General features: G+C 69.5%; 14 protein-coding genes. 10 read left to right on the top strand and 4 right to left on the bottom strand.

The features are described 5' to 3' along the window. Positions 1-88 precede the first annotated feature (88 nt). Positions 89-787: a cytochrome c oxidase assembly protein gene (locus tag ACFDTC_RS14810; RefSeq protein ID WP_375259660.1), complete on the top strand. Its 699-nt coding sequence runs from the start codon at positions 89-91 to the stop codon at positions 785-787. Further along, complete coding sequence (locus tag ACFDTC_RS14805) at positions 784-1308, top strand: CopD family protein (protein WP_375259659.1); 525 nt, start codon at positions 784-786, stop codon at positions 1306-1308. Before ACFDTC_RS14810 ends, ACFDTC_RS14805 begins: the two co-directional genes overlap by 4 nt. Here ACFDTC_RS14805 and ACFDTC_RS14800 read toward each other — a convergent pair. Next, positions 1278-1790 carry a DUF2231 domain-containing protein gene (locus ACFDTC_RS14800; RefSeq protein WP_375259658.1) on the bottom strand — a complete coding sequence of 171 codons (513 nt, stop codon included), beginning with the start codon at positions 1788-1790 and terminating at the stop codon, positions 1278-1280. The genes ACFDTC_RS14805 and ACFDTC_RS14800 overlap by 31 nt on opposite strands. Before the next feature lie 42 nt (positions 1791-1832). On the opposite strand from ACFDTC_RS14800, the gene ACFDTC_RS14795 reads away from it, so the two are divergent. From ACFDTC_RS14795 to ACFDTC_RS14785, 3 genes are read left to right on the top strand one after another with little or no spacing between them, the layout of a single operon-like run. After that, positions 1833-2462, top strand: coding sequence for a cytochrome c oxidase subunit II (locus ACFDTC_RS14795; RefSeq protein ID WP_375259657.1), 630 nt, complete (start codon positions 1833-1835; stop codon positions 2460-2462). Then, positions 2459-4942, top strand: a complete 2484-nt coding sequence (gene ctaD / locus ACFDTC_RS14790; RefSeq protein WP_375259656.1) for a cytochrome c oxidase subunit I — start codon at positions 2459-2461, stop codon at positions 4940-4942. The genes ACFDTC_RS14795 and ctaD overlap by 4 nt, the downstream gene beginning before the upstream one ends. Further along, positions 4939-5262, top strand: coding sequence for a hypothetical protein (locus ACFDTC_RS14785; RefSeq protein WP_375259655.1), 324 nt, complete (start codon positions 4939-4941; stop codon positions 5260-5262). Before ctaD ends, ACFDTC_RS14785 begins: the two co-directional genes overlap by 4 nt. 4 nt (positions 5263-5266) lie before the next feature. Here ACFDTC_RS14785 and ACFDTC_RS14780 read toward each other — a convergent pair whose 3' ends face one another. Continuing rightward, complete coding sequence (locus ACFDTC_RS14780) at positions 5267-5923, bottom strand: GntR family transcriptional regulator (RefSeq protein WP_375259654.1); 657 nt, start codon at positions 5921-5923, stop codon at positions 5267-5269. Positions 5924-6061: 138 nt separating this feature from the next. Between ACFDTC_RS14780 and dctP the strand changes: the two genes are divergently transcribed. From dctP to ACFDTC_RS14755, 5 genes are all read left to right on the top strand, one after another. Then, on the top strand, positions 6062-7045 hold the full coding sequence (gene dctP, locus ACFDTC_RS14775; RefSeq protein ID WP_375259653.1) for a TRAP transporter substrate-binding protein DctP: 984 nt from the start codon (positions 6062-6064) through the stop codon (positions 7043-7045). A 120-nt stretch (positions 7046-7165) separates the two neighbouring features. Continuing rightward, the gene (locus ACFDTC_RS14770; protein ID WP_375259652.1) at positions 7166-7750 is read left to right on the top strand and encodes a TRAP transporter small permease subunit; all 585 of its coding nucleotides are present in this window, start codon (positions 7166-7168) and stop codon (positions 7748-7750) included. Next, positions 7750-9066 (top strand): TRAP transporter large permease, encoded by a 1317-nt coding sequence (locus ACFDTC_RS14765; RefSeq protein ID WP_375259651.1) that lies wholly within the window; start codon positions 7750-7752, stop codon positions 9064-9066. Before ACFDTC_RS14770 ends, ACFDTC_RS14765 begins: the two co-directional genes overlap by 1 nt. Beyond that, entirely contained in the window at positions 9063-10310 is a 1248-nt protein-coding gene (locus tag ACFDTC_RS14760; RefSeq protein ID WP_375259650.1) for a malonyl-CoA decarboxylase, read from the top strand. The genes ACFDTC_RS14765 and ACFDTC_RS14760 overlap by 4 nt, the downstream gene beginning before the upstream one ends. Before the next feature lie 9 nt (positions 10311-10319). Next, complete coding sequence (locus ACFDTC_RS14755; protein ID WP_375259649.1) at positions 10320-11837, top strand: malonyl-CoA synthase; 1518 nt, start codon at positions 10320-10322, stop codon at positions 11835-11837. A 30-nt stretch (positions 11838-11867) separates the two neighbouring features. Here ACFDTC_RS14755 and ACFDTC_RS14750 read toward each other — a convergent pair whose 3' ends face one another. Together ACFDTC_RS14750 and ACFDTC_RS14745 are read right to left on the bottom strand one after the other, a co-directional pair. Further along, on the bottom strand, positions 11868-12701 hold the full coding sequence (locus tag ACFDTC_RS14750; protein ID WP_375259648.1) for a 3-keto-5-aminohexanoate cleavage protein: 834 nt from the start codon (positions 12699-12701) through the stop codon (positions 11868-11870). 71 nt (positions 12702-12772) lie between these two features. Then, complete coding sequence (locus ACFDTC_RS14745; RefSeq protein WP_375259647.1) at positions 12773-13885, bottom strand: lyase family protein; 1113 nt, start codon at positions 13883-13885, stop codon at positions 12773-12775. Positions 13886-13947 lie beyond the last annotated feature (62 nt).

The following is a 13947-nucleotide window of genomic DNA, read 5'->3' as shown; positions in this document are numbered from 1 at the left end:
GGCACGCGGGGAACCCGCGCCTGAGCCGAGGGGTTACGAACCCGTGATCACCCGCGCGCGGTGGACCCCTGGCTTCGACGGAAGGCACATGAACGGCATCTATTGCGGCCCGCCCCCCGTGCCGCGCGAATTGTGGACAAGCTGGAACCTGGACCCGGTCCTGATCGCCGCGCTGGCGTGCATGGCGATCCTGCTTCGGCGCAACCGTGCGGGCCTTGTGGGCGTCGCCGTGCTGGCGGCCGCTTTCGTCTCTCCGCTCTGTGCCCTGTCCTCGGCGCTGTTTTCGGCCCGCGTGGTGCACCACGTGCTGCTGGTTGCGGTGGCCGCGCCGCTTCTGGCGCATGCGTTGCCCGGCCGCCGCGCCGGGTCCATCGCGCTTCCGTTCGCCGTGTCGACGGCGGTGCTGTGGGCCTGGCACGTGCCGGCGGCCTACGACCTCGCGCTGTCGCACAAGGGCGTCTACTGGATCATGCAGATCACCCTGACCTCCAGCGCCGTGTGGTTCTGGCGCGCCGCGCTGGCCCGTGACCGCGCGCCGGTCGACGCGCTGCTCTACATCCTCGCGGCCTTCGCGCAGATGGGGATGCTGGGCGCGCTTCTGACCTTCGCGCCGCAACAGCTTTACGCCGCGCACGCGATCGCGCCGCTGGACTGGGGCTTCACGCCGCTGGCCGACCAGCAGCTGGGCGGGCTGCTCATGTGGGTGCCGGCCGGGCTGCCCTACGCGGTCGCCGCCGCATACGTCGCGCGCGGCGGATGGACGAGACTGCGGGGCGCGGTCTCGTGATCGAGTGGATCCAAGCCGTCGTTCAGGTTCTCATCCCCTTCTTCAAGGCCGCGCACCTGGTGGCGCTGTTCGTGTGGTGCGGCGGGATCCTCGCGATGCCGCTGATGCTGGCGCGCCACGACCCCGGCAACGCCGACGACGACTACCTCCGCATCCGGCGCGCGACGCAGCTGACCTACACGATCGTCGTCACGCCCGCGGCGATCGTGGCCATCGTCGCCGGCACCTGGCTGATCTTCTTCCGCGAGACGCTGGTGCCGTGGCTCTATGCCAAGCTGTTCTTCGTCGCGCTTCTGGTCTTCGCCCATTCCTGGATCGGCCACATCCTGGTCAGCGTGGCCGAAACCAAGGGCCGAAGCGCGCCGCCCGCGCCGTGGCTGCCGATGCTGCTCGCCCTGCTGCCGATGATCGCCATCCTCGTGCTGGTGCTGGGCAAGCCGGACCTGTCCTGGATCGTCTTCCCGGACTGGCTGGCCGAGCCGCGGGGCGGTCAGCTGCCCCTCGAAGTCCCCAGGCGATAGTCGAAGACGAGTTTGCCCCCATGCCACCCCGTCACACCCACCATCACGACGCTCAGGGCCGACAGCAGGATGCCGTAGGGCAGCACGGCTGCCTCGTAGCCGTAGAGCCTGTGCGCCCAGTTGGCGCCGAGCAGGGCCAGCAGCGTGACCGCGATGATCGCGTGCGTCCACGGCGCCGCGCGGGCACGGATGCCGCTGACCAGCAGCAGCTCGGCCGTGCCCGAGAACGCGGCCAGCATGCCGAAGCCGAAGCCCGTGCCGGCGGCCCAGATGCCGGCCCGCGCCCAGAAGGCGTCGCCGGTCCACCAGTACAGCACGTCTGCGCCGAAGGTGCAGAAGGTCAGCGCAATCGGGAAGGCGACGCTCATCGCGTGGACGGGGTGCCCGCTGATGGCGATCTTCGACTCGGTGGCGTCGAAACCTGGGCGCTGCGTGATCGGATCGACCAGCTTGTCCTCGTCCTGGGTGTAGTTCTGGGCCATCGGCGGCGCCTCCTGGGTGCGATTTTCCCGGGGGTAACGCTTTTGGCGCTCGCGGGTTGCGACGGCGCGCTCTCGACCGTCGATCCGGCGGGGCCGGCGGCCGGACGGATCGCCACGCTTTGGTGGGTGATGCTGGTCGGATCGGGCGTCATCCTAGTGCTGGTGCTGGCGCTGATCGCGCTCGCCTTCACCCGTACCGGACGCGGGACCGAGCGGACCTGGATCATCGGCCTGGGCCTGGTCTTCCCCATGAGCGTGCTGGCCGCGCTGCTGGCCTACGGCCTCGTCATCGGCGAGGGGCTGGTGCCCCGGCAGGGCGCCGACGTCGTGTCGGTGCAGGCCGAGGGGCGGCGCTGGGCGTGGCGCTTTTCCTACGACGACGCACCCGGTGTGGTGACCGAGGGCGTGCTGCACATCCCCGCGGGCCGCCCGGTCGACGTGGCGATCACCACCGCGGACGTGATCCACAGCTTCTGGGTGCCGCGCCTCGCGGGCAAGCTCGACGCGATCCCCGGCCACGTCAACGTCCTGCGGATCGAGGCCGACCTGCCCGGCACCTACCGCGGCGCCAGCGCCGAGTTCAGCGGCGAGGGCTATGCCGGGCACGAATTCGAGGTGGTCGCCCACGACGCGGCCGGGTGGGACCAATTCCTGGCAGGGGGCACACGATGAGGACGCTCGAGCGGCACCGCAGGCTGCAGGCGAACTGGGCGTCCGAGCCCGGCTGGAAGGGCTGGACCTCGACGGTCAGCCACACCGATCTGGGCCGGATGTTCCTGGTCACGTCGTTCTTCTTCTTCGCCGTGGGCGGCGTGCTGGCCATGCTGATCCGCGCGCAACTGGCCACGCCGAACTCGGCCTTCGTCGGCCCCGAGCTCTACAGCCAGTTCTTCACGATGCACGGGACCATCATGATGTTCCTGTTCGCCATCCCCACCTTCGAGGGGCTGGCGATCTACCTGCTGCCGAAGATGCTGGGCAGCCGCGACCTCGCCTATCCGCGGCTCACGGCCTATGGTTACTGGTGCTACGCCTTCGGCGGCTCGATGCTGCTCATCTCGATGGTGCTGGGCATCGCGCCCAACGGCGGGTGGTTCATGTACCCGCCGCTGACAGGCCCGCTGTACTCGCCCGGCATCAACACCGATTTCTGGCTGATCGGCATCACCTTCGTCGAGATTTCGGCCATGGCGGCGGCGGTCGAGCTGACCGTCTCGATCCTGCGCTACCGCGCGCCGGGCATGACGCTGGACAAGATGCCGATCTTCGCGTGGTACGCGCTCGTTACCGCACTGATGATCCTGACGGGCTTCCCGCCGCTGATCCTCGGCTCGATCCTGCTCGAGGTCGAGCGCGCCTTCGGCTTTCCCTTCTTCCAGGCCGAGCTGGGCGGCGACAGCCTGTTGTGGCAGCACCTGTTCTGGCTGTTCGGCCACCCCGAGGTCTACATCATCTTCCTGCCGGCGGCGGGCGTGATCTCGACCGTGCTGCCGGTCATGTGCCGCACCACGCTGCTGGGCTACGGCTGGATCGTGGCGGCGGCGGTGGCGCTGGCCTTCCTGTCGTTCGGGCTGTGGGTCCACCACATGTTCACCACCGGCATCCCGCACATGGGGCTCGCGTTCTTCTCGGCCGCCTCGACACTGGTGGCGGTGCCGACGGGCGTGCAGATCTTCGCCTGGATCGGCACGATGTGGAAAGGGCGGCCAGACCTGCGGCTGCCGATGCTGCACATCCTGGGCTTCTTCGCGACCTTCGTCATGGGCGGGCTGACCGGCGTGATGGTCGCCGTCGTGCCCTTCGACTGGCAGGCGCACGACACCGCCTTCATCACCGCGCACCTGCACTACGTGCTGTTCGGCGGCTTCGTCTTCCCGATTCTCGCGGGCCTCTACTACTGGCTGCCGCATTTCACCGGGCGGAGGCGCTTCTTCCGGCTGGGCGAGGTGGCGTTCGTGCTGATCTTCGTCGGCTTCCACGGCACGTTCCTGGCGATGCACTGGGTCGGCCTGCTGGGCCAGCGCCGCCGCATCTGGACCTACGAGGCATCGGACGGCTGGACCACCATCAACCTGATCTCGTCCGTGGGCGGGTTCATCATGGCGTTCGGGCTGGCGATGGTGCTGATCGAGGTCGTGATGGCCTTCTTCGTCGGCCGGCGCAGCCCGCGCAATCCGTGGGGCTCGGGCAGCCTGGAATGGGCGATGCCGACGCCGCCCACGAACTACAACTTCGCCAGCCTGCCGCAGATCCGGGCGCGCGACGCGGTCTACGACGACCCCGCGCTGCCCGCGCGCATCGCCCGGGGCGAAGGCTACCTCGCCACCCCGCGCGGCGACCGGCGCGAGACTTTGACGGTCGACGCGGGCCGCGCGACGCCGGACTACATCGTCGTCTATCCCGGCAACACGCGCCTGCCGATGCTGATGTCGGCGGTCACGGGCCTGTTCTTCCTGTCGATCCTGCTCAAGCTCTACTGGTTCGCGCCGGTCGCGCTGGCGGGCGTCGCGGCGCTGGCCCTGCGCTGGGTCTGGGCGCTGGGCCATCGCGACGACGTCGGCCCCGAGGACGTGGGCCTGGGCGTCTCGCTGCCCCACGCGGGCGAGGTCGGCCGCGCGCCGGGCTGGTGGGGCTCGCTCTTCCTGCTGGTGGCGAACGCGGTCCTCTTCGGCTCGCTGCTGTTCGGCTACGCCTTCCTGTTCACCGTGGCGCCCGGCTGGCCGCCGCCGGAATGGTTCCAGCCGTCGCTGATCGAACTGGTGGGCGGGATCGCAGGCGCGGCGGTCGCGCCTCTCGGCATGCGCCTCGCCATCCGCGCGAACCGGCGTGGCGGCTCGGCCATGACGGGCCTTGCGGTCGCGGGGGCAGGGGTGCTGGTCGTGCTTGTCGCCCTCGTCGCGCTGATGCTGCGCGTGCCACCGCCGACCGGGCATGCCTACAACGCCACGCTGTTCGTCATGGGCGGCTACGGCGCGGCACATGTCATCATCCCGCTGCTGATGCTGGGCTTCCTGGCCGCCCGGGTGTCTCGCGGCTTCGTCTCGGCCCGCCGCCGGGCCGAACTGCCGATCGCGGGGCTGTGGGTCGATTACATGGGCGTCGTCGCGATCCTGATCCTCGCCGTCGCCCACCTGCCGGGCTTCGCGTCATGACCGACCTCGTGCGCATCCTCATCGGACCGATCGCCTGGCTCGCGGCGTTCAGCGCCGTCTACGGCCTGCACGGCATCGCCTGCGCCTTCGGCTGGGCGGGGATCGACGTCGGTGGGCTGTCGCTGATGCGCGCCGCGCTGACGGCGGCTTGGCTCGCGTCGCTCGTCGTGCTGGCGGCAATCCTGGCAGGGCTGCACACGCGCCGCTTCGGCGCCGAACCCGGCTTCGTGCGCAGCGTCAGCATCATGACCGGCTGGGTCGGCGTGGTGGCGACGCTGTGGTCGCTGTTCCCGGTCGTCGCGACTTCGGCCTGCCAGTAGTGCCTTACTCGGCCGGCTGCTTGAGCGCGCTCATCAGCAGATGGAACTTCTCGCCCTGCACGGCCACATGCGCGCGGATCGCGTCGGCGGCCGTGGTCGCCTCGCCGCGTTCCAGCGCCGCGACGACGGATTCGTGCTCGGCCATCGACTGCGCCAGCCGCCCGCGCAGGTGCAGCTGACGGCGGCGGAAGGGCGACAGCCGGCGCTGCAGCCGCAGGCATTTGTCTTCCAGGAAGCCGTTCGCGGACTGCCGGTAGAGGATCGCGTGGAAGCGCTCGTTCTCGCGGTAGTAGGCGTCGACATCGCGCATCTCGACCGAGGCGTGACAGCGGGCGTTCACCGCGCGCATCTCGTCCAGCGCCGCGTCGGTGATGCGCGACGCGGCCAGCCGCGCGCAGGCGGCTTCCAGCTCGGCCATGACCTCGAACATCTCCAGAAGCGCGACGGGCCCAGGCTGGCGCACGAAGACGCCGCGGCGGGGGATCTGCTCGACCAGCCCCGACACCGCAAGCCGCTGGAACGCCTCGCGCAGCGGCGTGCGCGAAACGTCGAACCGATCGGCCAGTTGCACCTCGTCCAGCCGGTCGCCGTCGGCGAAGGTGCCGTCGAGGATCAGGCCCTCGAGCGTTTCGGCGATGCTGTCCGAGCGTTTGCGTTCCATATACCGCTGTATACGCAAGGCCGTTTCTTCCGACAATAATGAATTTCTTGTATACAAAGCGGTTGACGTGGCGGTGTTCCGTTGCGAAACCTTCATGGTCGGCGGTCTGGAGGGGCCGCCACAAGGGAGGAAGAACCGATGAAGCTAACAACATTCGCCGCTGCGGCGACGCTGTGCGCGACCGCATTCGCGGCCCAGGCCCAGCAGGAACTGCGCGTCTCGCACCAATGGTCCGAAGGCGACGTGCGCCACAAGGTCGCCCAGATGGTCGCCGACGAGGTCGCCGCCGCCGATGTCGGGCTCGACATCAAGATTTTCCCCAGCCAGTCGCTGTTCAAGGCGCGCGAGCAGTACAAGCCGCTGTCGCGCGGGCAGGTCGACATGATCGTCTTCCCGCTGTCCTACGCGGGCGGGCTGCGCAACCCCTACAACCTGACGCTGATGCCGGGGCTGGTGAAGAACCACGACCACGCCGCGCGCCTCAACGACTCCGAGTTCATGGCCGAGATCGAGACGATCCTGAACGAGGACGACATCATGACGCTGGTGCCGGGTTACCTGGCCGGCGGCTTCGCGGGCACCGAGGAGTGCATCACCGCCCCCGAGGACGTCGAGGGCAAGCAGATGCGCGCCGCCGGCAAGGCGTTCGAGCAGATGCTGGCCGGCGCCGGCGCGTCGATCGCGTCCATGTCCTCGGCCGAGATCTACAACGCGATGCAGACCGGCGTGCTGGACGCGGCGAACACCTCGTCGTCGTCCTTCGTCAGCTACCGCATCTACGAGCAGGTGGCCTGCTTCACGCCCGCGGGCGATTACGCGCTGTGGTTCATGTACCAGCCGATGCTGATGAACAAGTCGACCTTCGACGGCCTCAACGAGGAGCAGCAGCAGGCGCTGATGGACGCGGCCGAGAAGGCCGAGGCGTTCTACCTCGAGGAGGCCAAGAAGGAGGACGGCGAGGCCCGCGACGTCTTCGCCGAGAACGGCGTCGAGATCGCCGAGATGACCGCCGAGGAGTTCGAGACTTGGCGCGCACTGGCGCAGGAGACCGCCTACAAGGCGTTCCTCGAAGGCTCGCCCGAGGGGCAGAAGCTGCTCGACATGGCGCTGTCGGTCGAGTGACCGAAGCCGCCTGATCCCGCGATCCGGACAGGGCCGGGCGCCATGCGCGCCCGGTCCGCCACGCCAAGGCGCCTCGTCGCGCCGGGCGCCACCCGAACCACATCCAACGAGAGGCCGCGCATGTCCGGCTCGTCCCCAAGCCACACCGCCGCCCCGCATGGCGGCAACCCCGTGCTGCGCGCGATCGGCCTGCTCAGCCACCTGGCGGGCATCGCATCCGCGCTGCTGATCGTCGCGTCGGTCGCTGTCACCTGCCAGATGATCTTCATCCGCTTCGTGCTGAACGGCTCGACCATCTGGCAGACCGAGGGCGTCACCTACATGATGATCGCCGCCACGATGCTGGGCCTTCCTTACGTGCAGTACCTGCGCGGCCACGTGAACGTCGACCTGCTGCCGCTGATGCTGCCGCCGGGCGCGCGCAAGGTGCTGGCCTTCCTCGTGCTGCTGCTGACGCTCGCCGTCGTGGGCGCGATGGGCTGGCACGGCTACCATTTCTGGCACGAGGCCTGGGATTGGGGCGAGACGTCGAACTCGCCCTGGAACCCCAAGCTGTGGGTTCCGTACCTCATGCTGCCGCTGGGCTTCGGGCTGTATTTCCTGCAGCTCGCCGCCGACTTCTACGCCATGCTCACGCAGGTCGAGGAGCCGTTCGGCCTCGACGCCGATGCAAGCCTCACCGACGTCGCAGAAAGGGCCGATTGATGGATCCGTTGTCGCTTGGATCGCTGGTGGCCGTGGTCACCGTGGGCGTGCTGTTCTCGGGGATCTCGGTGGCCGCCGGGCTGCTGGTCGTCGCCGGCGGCTTCCTGATCGTCTTCGACGGGATGTCGTCGCTGTCGCTGATGCCCGAGATCTTCTTCGGCAAGCTCGACAACTTCGCGCTGCTGTCGATCCCGATGTTCATCATCATGGGCGCGGCCATCGCCTCCACCCGCGCCGGCGCCGATCTGTACGAGGCGCTGGAACGCTGGCTGACGCGCGTGCCAGGGGGCCTCGTCGTGTCGAACCTCGGCGCCTGTGCGCTGTTTTCGGCGATGAGTGGATCGTCTCCCGCCACTTGTGCTGCCATCGGCAAGATGGGCATCCCCGAGATGCGCAAGCGCGGCTATCCCGACAGCGTCGCCGCCGGTTCGATCGCCGCGGGCGGCACGCTGGGCATCCTGATCCCGCCCTCGGTCACCATGATCGTCTACGGCATCGCGACCGAAACCTCGATCGGGCGGCTGTTCCTGGCGGGCGTGATCCCCGGCCTGCTGCTGGTGGCGCTGTTCATGCTGTGGTCGCTCTATTCCACGTGGCGCTCGGGCGACGCCCACGTGCTGCGCGCCGGCACCTACACCTGGCGCGAGCGGTTCGAGATCCTGCCCCGCGTGCTGCCCTTCATCGCGATCATCCTCGGCGTGCTCTACGCCATGTACGGCGGCATCGCGACGCCGTCGGAAACCGCCGCGGTGGGCGCGCTGCTGTGCCTGGTGATCGCCATGGTCATATACCGCCTGTGGAGCCCCGCCAAGATCTGGGAGATCCTGCGCGACAGCACCAAGGAATCGGTGATGATCCTGTTCATCATCGGCGCGGCGGGCGTCTTCAGCTACATGCTGTCGTCGCTGTTCATCACGCAGGCCATCGCCGAATGGATCGGCTCGCTCGACGTGAACCGCTGGGTGCTGATGGCGATGATCAACCTGTTCCTTCTTGTGGCGGGTTTCTTCCTGCCGCCGGTGGCGGTGATCCTCATGGCGGCGCCCATTCTTTTGCCGATCATCACGCTCGCCGGCTTCGATCCGATCTGGTTCGCGGTCGTGCTGACGATCAACATGGAGATCGGCTTGATCTCGCCGCCGGTCGGGTTGAACCTCTACGTGATCAACGGCATCGCGCCCGACATCAAGCTGAAGACGATCCTCGTCGGCTCGCTGCCCTATGTCGGCTGCATGGTCGTGGCGATCGTGCTGCTGTGCCTCTTCCCCGGCCTCGCGCTGTGGCTGCCGAACCTCGTGATGGGAGTCGAACTGTGACGATCCTCGCCGACATGCTCTCGACCGTGTTCGAGCGGCGCTACGCCCCCTGGGGGGGCGGGCGCACCGACACCCGGCCCCTGCCGGACCTAGCCGCCGACCTGATCGGCGCGCGGGGCGAGATCTCGGGGCTCACGCTCGCGCGCTCGATCCTCGACCGCTACGCGGCGCTGGACGATGCGGGGCGCCTGGACTTCTTCCGCCATCTCGCCGGCTCGATGACCATCGATACCGACCGGCTGCGCGCCGCGCTCGACGCCTACGAGCAGGGCCAAACCAAGACGACCTACCGGGCGGTGATGACCGCCGCCGAACCGCCCCGGCAGGAACTGATCCGCCGCCTGAACCAGGTGCCCGGCGCCACCAACGCGCTGGTCAAGATGCGCGCCGACCTGCTGCGCCTGGGCCGGGACGAGCCCGCGCTGCAGGCGCTCGACCTCGACTTCCGGCACCTCTTCGCCAGCTGGTTCAACCGCGGCTTCCTCGTGCTGCGCCCGATCAGCTGGGAAAGCCCCGCCCGTATCCTCGAGAAGATCATCGAATACGAGGCCGTGCACGCCATCGATACCTGGGAGGACCTGCGCCGCCGGGTCGAGCCCGACGACCGCCGCTGCTTCGCCTTCTTCCATCCCGCCATGCCGGACGAGCCGCTGATCTTCGTCGAGGTGGCGCTGACCCGCGGCATCCCCGGCTCGGTCCAGAGCCTTCTGGCCGAGGATCGCGACGAGCTGGACAAGGACCGCGCCGACACGGCGGTGTTCTACTCGATCTCGAACTGCCAGAACGGCCTCGCCGGTATCTCGTTCGGCAACTCGCTGATCAAGCAGGTCGCTGCCGACCTGTCGATGGAATGCCCCGGCCTCAAGACCTTCGTGACCCTGTCGCCGATCCCCGGCTTCTGCCGCTGGCTGGCCGACAGCGGCATGGCGCACGATCCCGAAGACGACGCGCAGATGCGCGCGCTGGCGGCCTGGTACCTGACGCGCGCGCGGCGCGAGGACGGCACCCCGCTCGACCCGGTGGCGCGCTTCCACCTCGGCAACGGCGCCTCGGTGCACCAGTTGCACGCCGGCGCCGACGCGTCCCCGAAGGGCCGCGCGCAGTCCTGCGGCCTGATGGTCAACTACCTTTACGATCTGGCCCGCGTGTCGCAGAACCATGAACGCTTCGCGGACGCGCGCGAGATCGCGACCTCGTCCGAGGTGCGGTCGCTGGCCGCCGCCGCCGACAAGCAGATGGCCTAGGAGGACCGCATGGCGAACCATCTCTACGACAGCCTGTTCGTGCCCCATGCCGGGCAGGACAAACCCTTCCTGATCCTGCCCGACGGCGCGCGCCTCTCCTACGCTGCCTTTCTCGGCCGCGCCGCGCGCTTCGCTCACGCGATCACCGACGCGGGTCTCGCACCCGGCGACCGCCTCGCCGTGCAGGTCGAGAAATCGCCCGACGCGCTGGCGCTATACGCCGCCTGCGTGCAAGCGGGCGTGGTATTCCTGCCGCTCAACACCGGCTATACCCGCGACGAACTGTCGTACTTCGTCGAGAACTCGGGCGCCGGCATCCTGGTCTGCGACCCGGCCCGCGCGGACGAGTTGCGCGGCATGGCGGAAGGGCAGGGGGCGCGGCTGATGACGCTGGGCGCCGACGGCGCGGGCACCCTGGCCGACGCGGCCGCGGACAAGCCCGACAGCTTCGACACCGTGGCGCGCGGCGCGGACGATCTGGCCGCGTTCCTCTACACGTCCGGAACGACCGGGCGCAGCAAAGGCGCGATGCTGACGCAGGACAACCTGCTGTCGAATGCGCAGACGCTGGTCGACTTCTGGCGCTTCACCGAGGACGACGTGCTGCTGCACGCGCTGCCGATCTTCCACACGCACGGGCTTTTCGTCGCCACCAACGTGACGCTCGCCGCCGGCTCGGCGATGATCTTCCTGCCGAAGTTCGACCCCGACGCGATGATCGAACGCCTGCCGCAGGCCACCGCGATGATGGGTGTGCCGACCTTCTACACCCGGCTGCTGGACGACGACCGCCTGACGCGCGACCTGACGCGCAACATGCGCCTGTTCGTGTCGGGCAGCGCGCCGCTTCTGGCCGACACGCACGAGAAGTTCTCCGCCCGCACCGGGCACCGGATCCTCGAGCGCTACGGCATGACCGAAACCAACATGAACACCTCGAACCCCTATGACGGCGAACGCCGCCCCGGCACCGTTGGCCAGCCCCTGCCGGGGGTCGAGGTCAAGGTGACCGACCCCGAGACAGGCAGGACCCTGCCGCAGGGCGAGACCGGCCAGGTCGAGGTGCGCGGCCCCAACGTGTTCAAGGGCTACTGGCAGATGCCGGAAAAGACCGCCGCCGAGCTGCGCGAGGACGGCTTCTTCATCACCGGCGATCTCGGCCGCTACGACGAGGACGGCTACCTGCAGATCGTCGGGCGCGACAAGGACCTGATCATCTCGGGCGGGTACAACATCTATCCGAAAGAGATCGAGATGGTGCTCGACGACCAGCCGGGCGTTCTGGAATCCGCGGTGATCGGCGTGCCGCACGCCGATTTCGGCGAGACGCCCCTGGCCGTCATCGTGCCCGAGAAGAACGCCCGCCCCGATCTCGACGCCATCGCCGAGGCGGTGCGCACCGCGCTCGCGCGCTACAAGCACCCGCGCGACTTCCGCGTGGTCGAGGAATTGCCGCGCAACACGATGGGCAAGGTGCAGAAGAACGTGCTGCGCGACACCTACCGCGACGCCTTCACCGCGGCCTGAGGCCCGGCCCGGAAGGGACGGGCCGGCGCGTCAGGCGGCGCGCAGGCCCAGGATCGCGCGCGCCTCGGCCACGGTGGCGACGCTGCGGCCGTGGCGGCGCACCGTCTCGGCCGCGCGTTCGACCAGCGCCGCGTTCGACGGCGCCAGCGTGTCGCGGTCCAGCCGGATGTTGTCCTCGAGCCCCGTGCGCAGGTGCCCGCCCGCCTCGGCCGCCCAGTCGTTGATTTCGGCCTGGTGCCGGCCGATGCCGGCGGCGCACCACGGCGCGTCCTCGCCGAACAGGCGCTTCACCGTCTCGATGTAGAAGTCGAACACCCGCCGGTCGGCCGGCATCGCGTTCTTCACGCCCATCACGAACTGCACGTAGGGCGTGCCCTCCAGCTCGCCGCGATCCTTCATCAGCTTCGCGTGGAAGATGTGGCTCAGGTCGAAGGCCTCGATCTCGGGCTTGACGCCGTAGGTGCGCATCTCGGACGCCAGCCATTCCACCAGGTCCGGCGGGTTCTCGTAGACGCGGGTGGGGAAGTTGTTCGACCCCACCGACAGCGACGCCATGTCCGGCGCCAGCGACAGCATGCCCCCGCGGGCCTTGCCCGCACCCGACCGCCCGCCGGTGGACAGCTGCACGATCATGCCGGGGCAGTGTTTCTCGATCCCCTCCTTCAGCCGGGCGAAGCGCTCGGGGTCCGAGGTCGGCTTGCCCTCGTCGTCGCGCACGTGGCAATGCGCGATCGCGGCACCCGCCTCGAAGGCCGCGTGCGTGCTTTCGACCTGCTCGTCTATGGTGACCGGGACCGCCGGGTTGTCGGCCTTGGTGGGCACCGACCCGGTGATGGCGACACAGAGGATGGCGGGGTTCGACATCGGCGCTTGTCCTTTCGGTTCTCGTTGTCTCGGCCCCGGTGTGCTCGCGGGGCGGGTTTCGTGCAAGCCGGTCAGCGCCGGCGCGTGGTGGCGAAGGCGCGGGCCTGCGCGGGCGCCGAACCGGCGGCCGCCAGCGGGTCCAACGCGTCTTCCAGGTTCGCCTCGGGACAGGCCCTGCGCAGGGCCGCGACCGGGTCATCGGTCGCCAGCGCCTCGGTCACCGCGCAGCGGGCGTCGCCGCGCGGCATGTGCCGCGCCAGCATGTAGGCGAGGCGTTCCGAATACGCCGCCGGCCCCAGCGCGTCGAGGTTGGCGCGCATCGCCTCGCGGTTCGGGCGCAGGCCGTCGACCGCCTGAGCGATCGCACTCACCGCCGCTCCGGCCGCGCCGCAAAGCTGGCGCAGCGACAGCCATTCCAGCCCCCAAGCCACGCCGTCGCGGTTGGTGGTGTGGATCGACGCCTCGGTCACAGCGGCCTGCAGGTGTGCCGCCAGCCGCGCCAGCGATTGCGCCGCTTCGGCCCGCACCGGGTTGACCTTGTGCGGCATCGCGGACGATCCGCCGCCCGCCAGCGTGACCTCTCCGATCCCGGTCGCGGCGAGGAACGCCATGTCTCCGCCGATCCGCCCCGCGGCCGCCGCCAGCGTCGCCATCGCCGCCGCGAACTGCGCCACGGCCCCCCGCCGCGTGTGCCAGGGTGCGTCGTCCGCGCGCAGGTCCAGCACCCGCGCCATCGCCGCGCGCACCGCGGGCGCGTCGGCCCCCAGCGCCGCATCCGTGCCCGCCGCGCCGTGCAGCGACAGCACCGCCACCGCCTCTCGCGCCGCGGCCAGCGCCTTGGCGGCGTCGTCCAGCCCGTGCCCCCACGCGGCCAGCGTCGCGCCGAAGGTCGTGGGCATGGCGCCCTGCGTCCGCGTGCGCGCCAGCTGGACGGTGTCCGCCTCGGCCCCGGCCAGTGCGCCGAGCGAATCCAGCAGCGTGGAAACCTCGGCCAGCATCGCATCGGCGCAATCGCGCAGGCACAGGACCAGCGCGGTGTCGATCATATCCTGCGAGGTCGCGCCCCAGTGCAGCCATTCGGCCAGCTCCGGCTCCAGGCCCTTGCGCAGCGCGGCCAGCAGCGCCGGGATCGGCACGCCGTCGCGCGCCGCGCCCTCGGCCAGGTCGGCCGGCGCCACGCGCATCCCCGCCAGCGGGTAAATCTTCGCTTTTGTTTGTTATAGCTGGAATGATTGCTACCGATTCT

The organism is Citreimonas sp. (assembly GCF_042096055.1).
GTDB lineage: Bacteria > Pseudomonadota > Alphaproteobacteria > Rhodobacterales > Rhodobacteraceae > Citreimonas.
The sequence above is the reverse complement of the archived record's forward strand: the minus strand, read 5'-3'. Positions and strand labels throughout refer to the sequence as shown.

What these genes read in the sequence shown, in the direction of transcription:
- dctP (WP_375259653.1), top strand. Translation starts at nt 6,062, where the DNA reads ATGAAGCTAACAACATTCGCCGCTGCGGCGACGCTGTGCGCGACCGCA.
- ACFDTC_RS14800 (WP_375259658.1), bottom strand. Translation starts at nt 1,790, where the DNA reads ATGGCCCAGAACTACACCCAGGACGAGGACAAGCTGGTCGATCCGATC.
- ACFDTC_RS14770 (WP_375259652.1), top strand. Translation starts at nt 7,166, where the DNA reads ATGTCCGGCTCGTCCCCAAGCCACACCGCCGCCCCGCATGGCGGCAAC.
- ACFDTC_RS14750 (WP_375259648.1), bottom strand. Translation starts at nt 12,701, where the DNA reads ATGTCGAACCCCGCCATCCTCTGTGTCGCCATCACCGGGTCGGTGCCC.
- ACFDTC_RS14765 (WP_375259651.1), top strand. Translation starts at nt 7,750, where the DNA reads ATGGATCCGTTGTCGCTTGGATCGCTGGTGGCCGTGGTCACCGTGGGC.
- ACFDTC_RS14755 (WP_375259649.1), top strand. Translation starts at nt 10,320, where the DNA reads ATGGCGAACCATCTCTACGACAGCCTGTTCGTGCCCCATGCCGGGCAG.
- ACFDTC_RS14745 (WP_375259647.1), bottom strand. Translation starts at nt 13,885, where the DNA reads ATGCGCGTGGCGCCGGCCGACCTGGCCGAGGGCGCGGCGCGCGACGGC.
- ACFDTC_RS14785 (WP_375259655.1), top strand. Translation starts at nt 4,939, where the DNA reads ATGACCGACCTCGTGCGCATCCTCATCGGACCGATCGCCTGGCTCGCG.
- ACFDTC_RS14810 (WP_375259660.1), top strand. Translation starts at nt 89, where the DNA reads ATGAACGGCATCTATTGCGGCCCGCCCCCCGTGCCGCGCGAATTGTGG.
- ACFDTC_RS14780 (WP_375259654.1), bottom strand. Translation starts at nt 5,923, where the DNA reads ATGGAACGCAAACGCTCGGACAGCATCGCCGAAACGCTCGAGGGCCTG.
- ctaD (WP_375259656.1), top strand. Translation starts at nt 2,459, where the DNA reads ATGAGGACGCTCGAGCGGCACCGCAGGCTGCAGGCGAACTGGGCGTCC.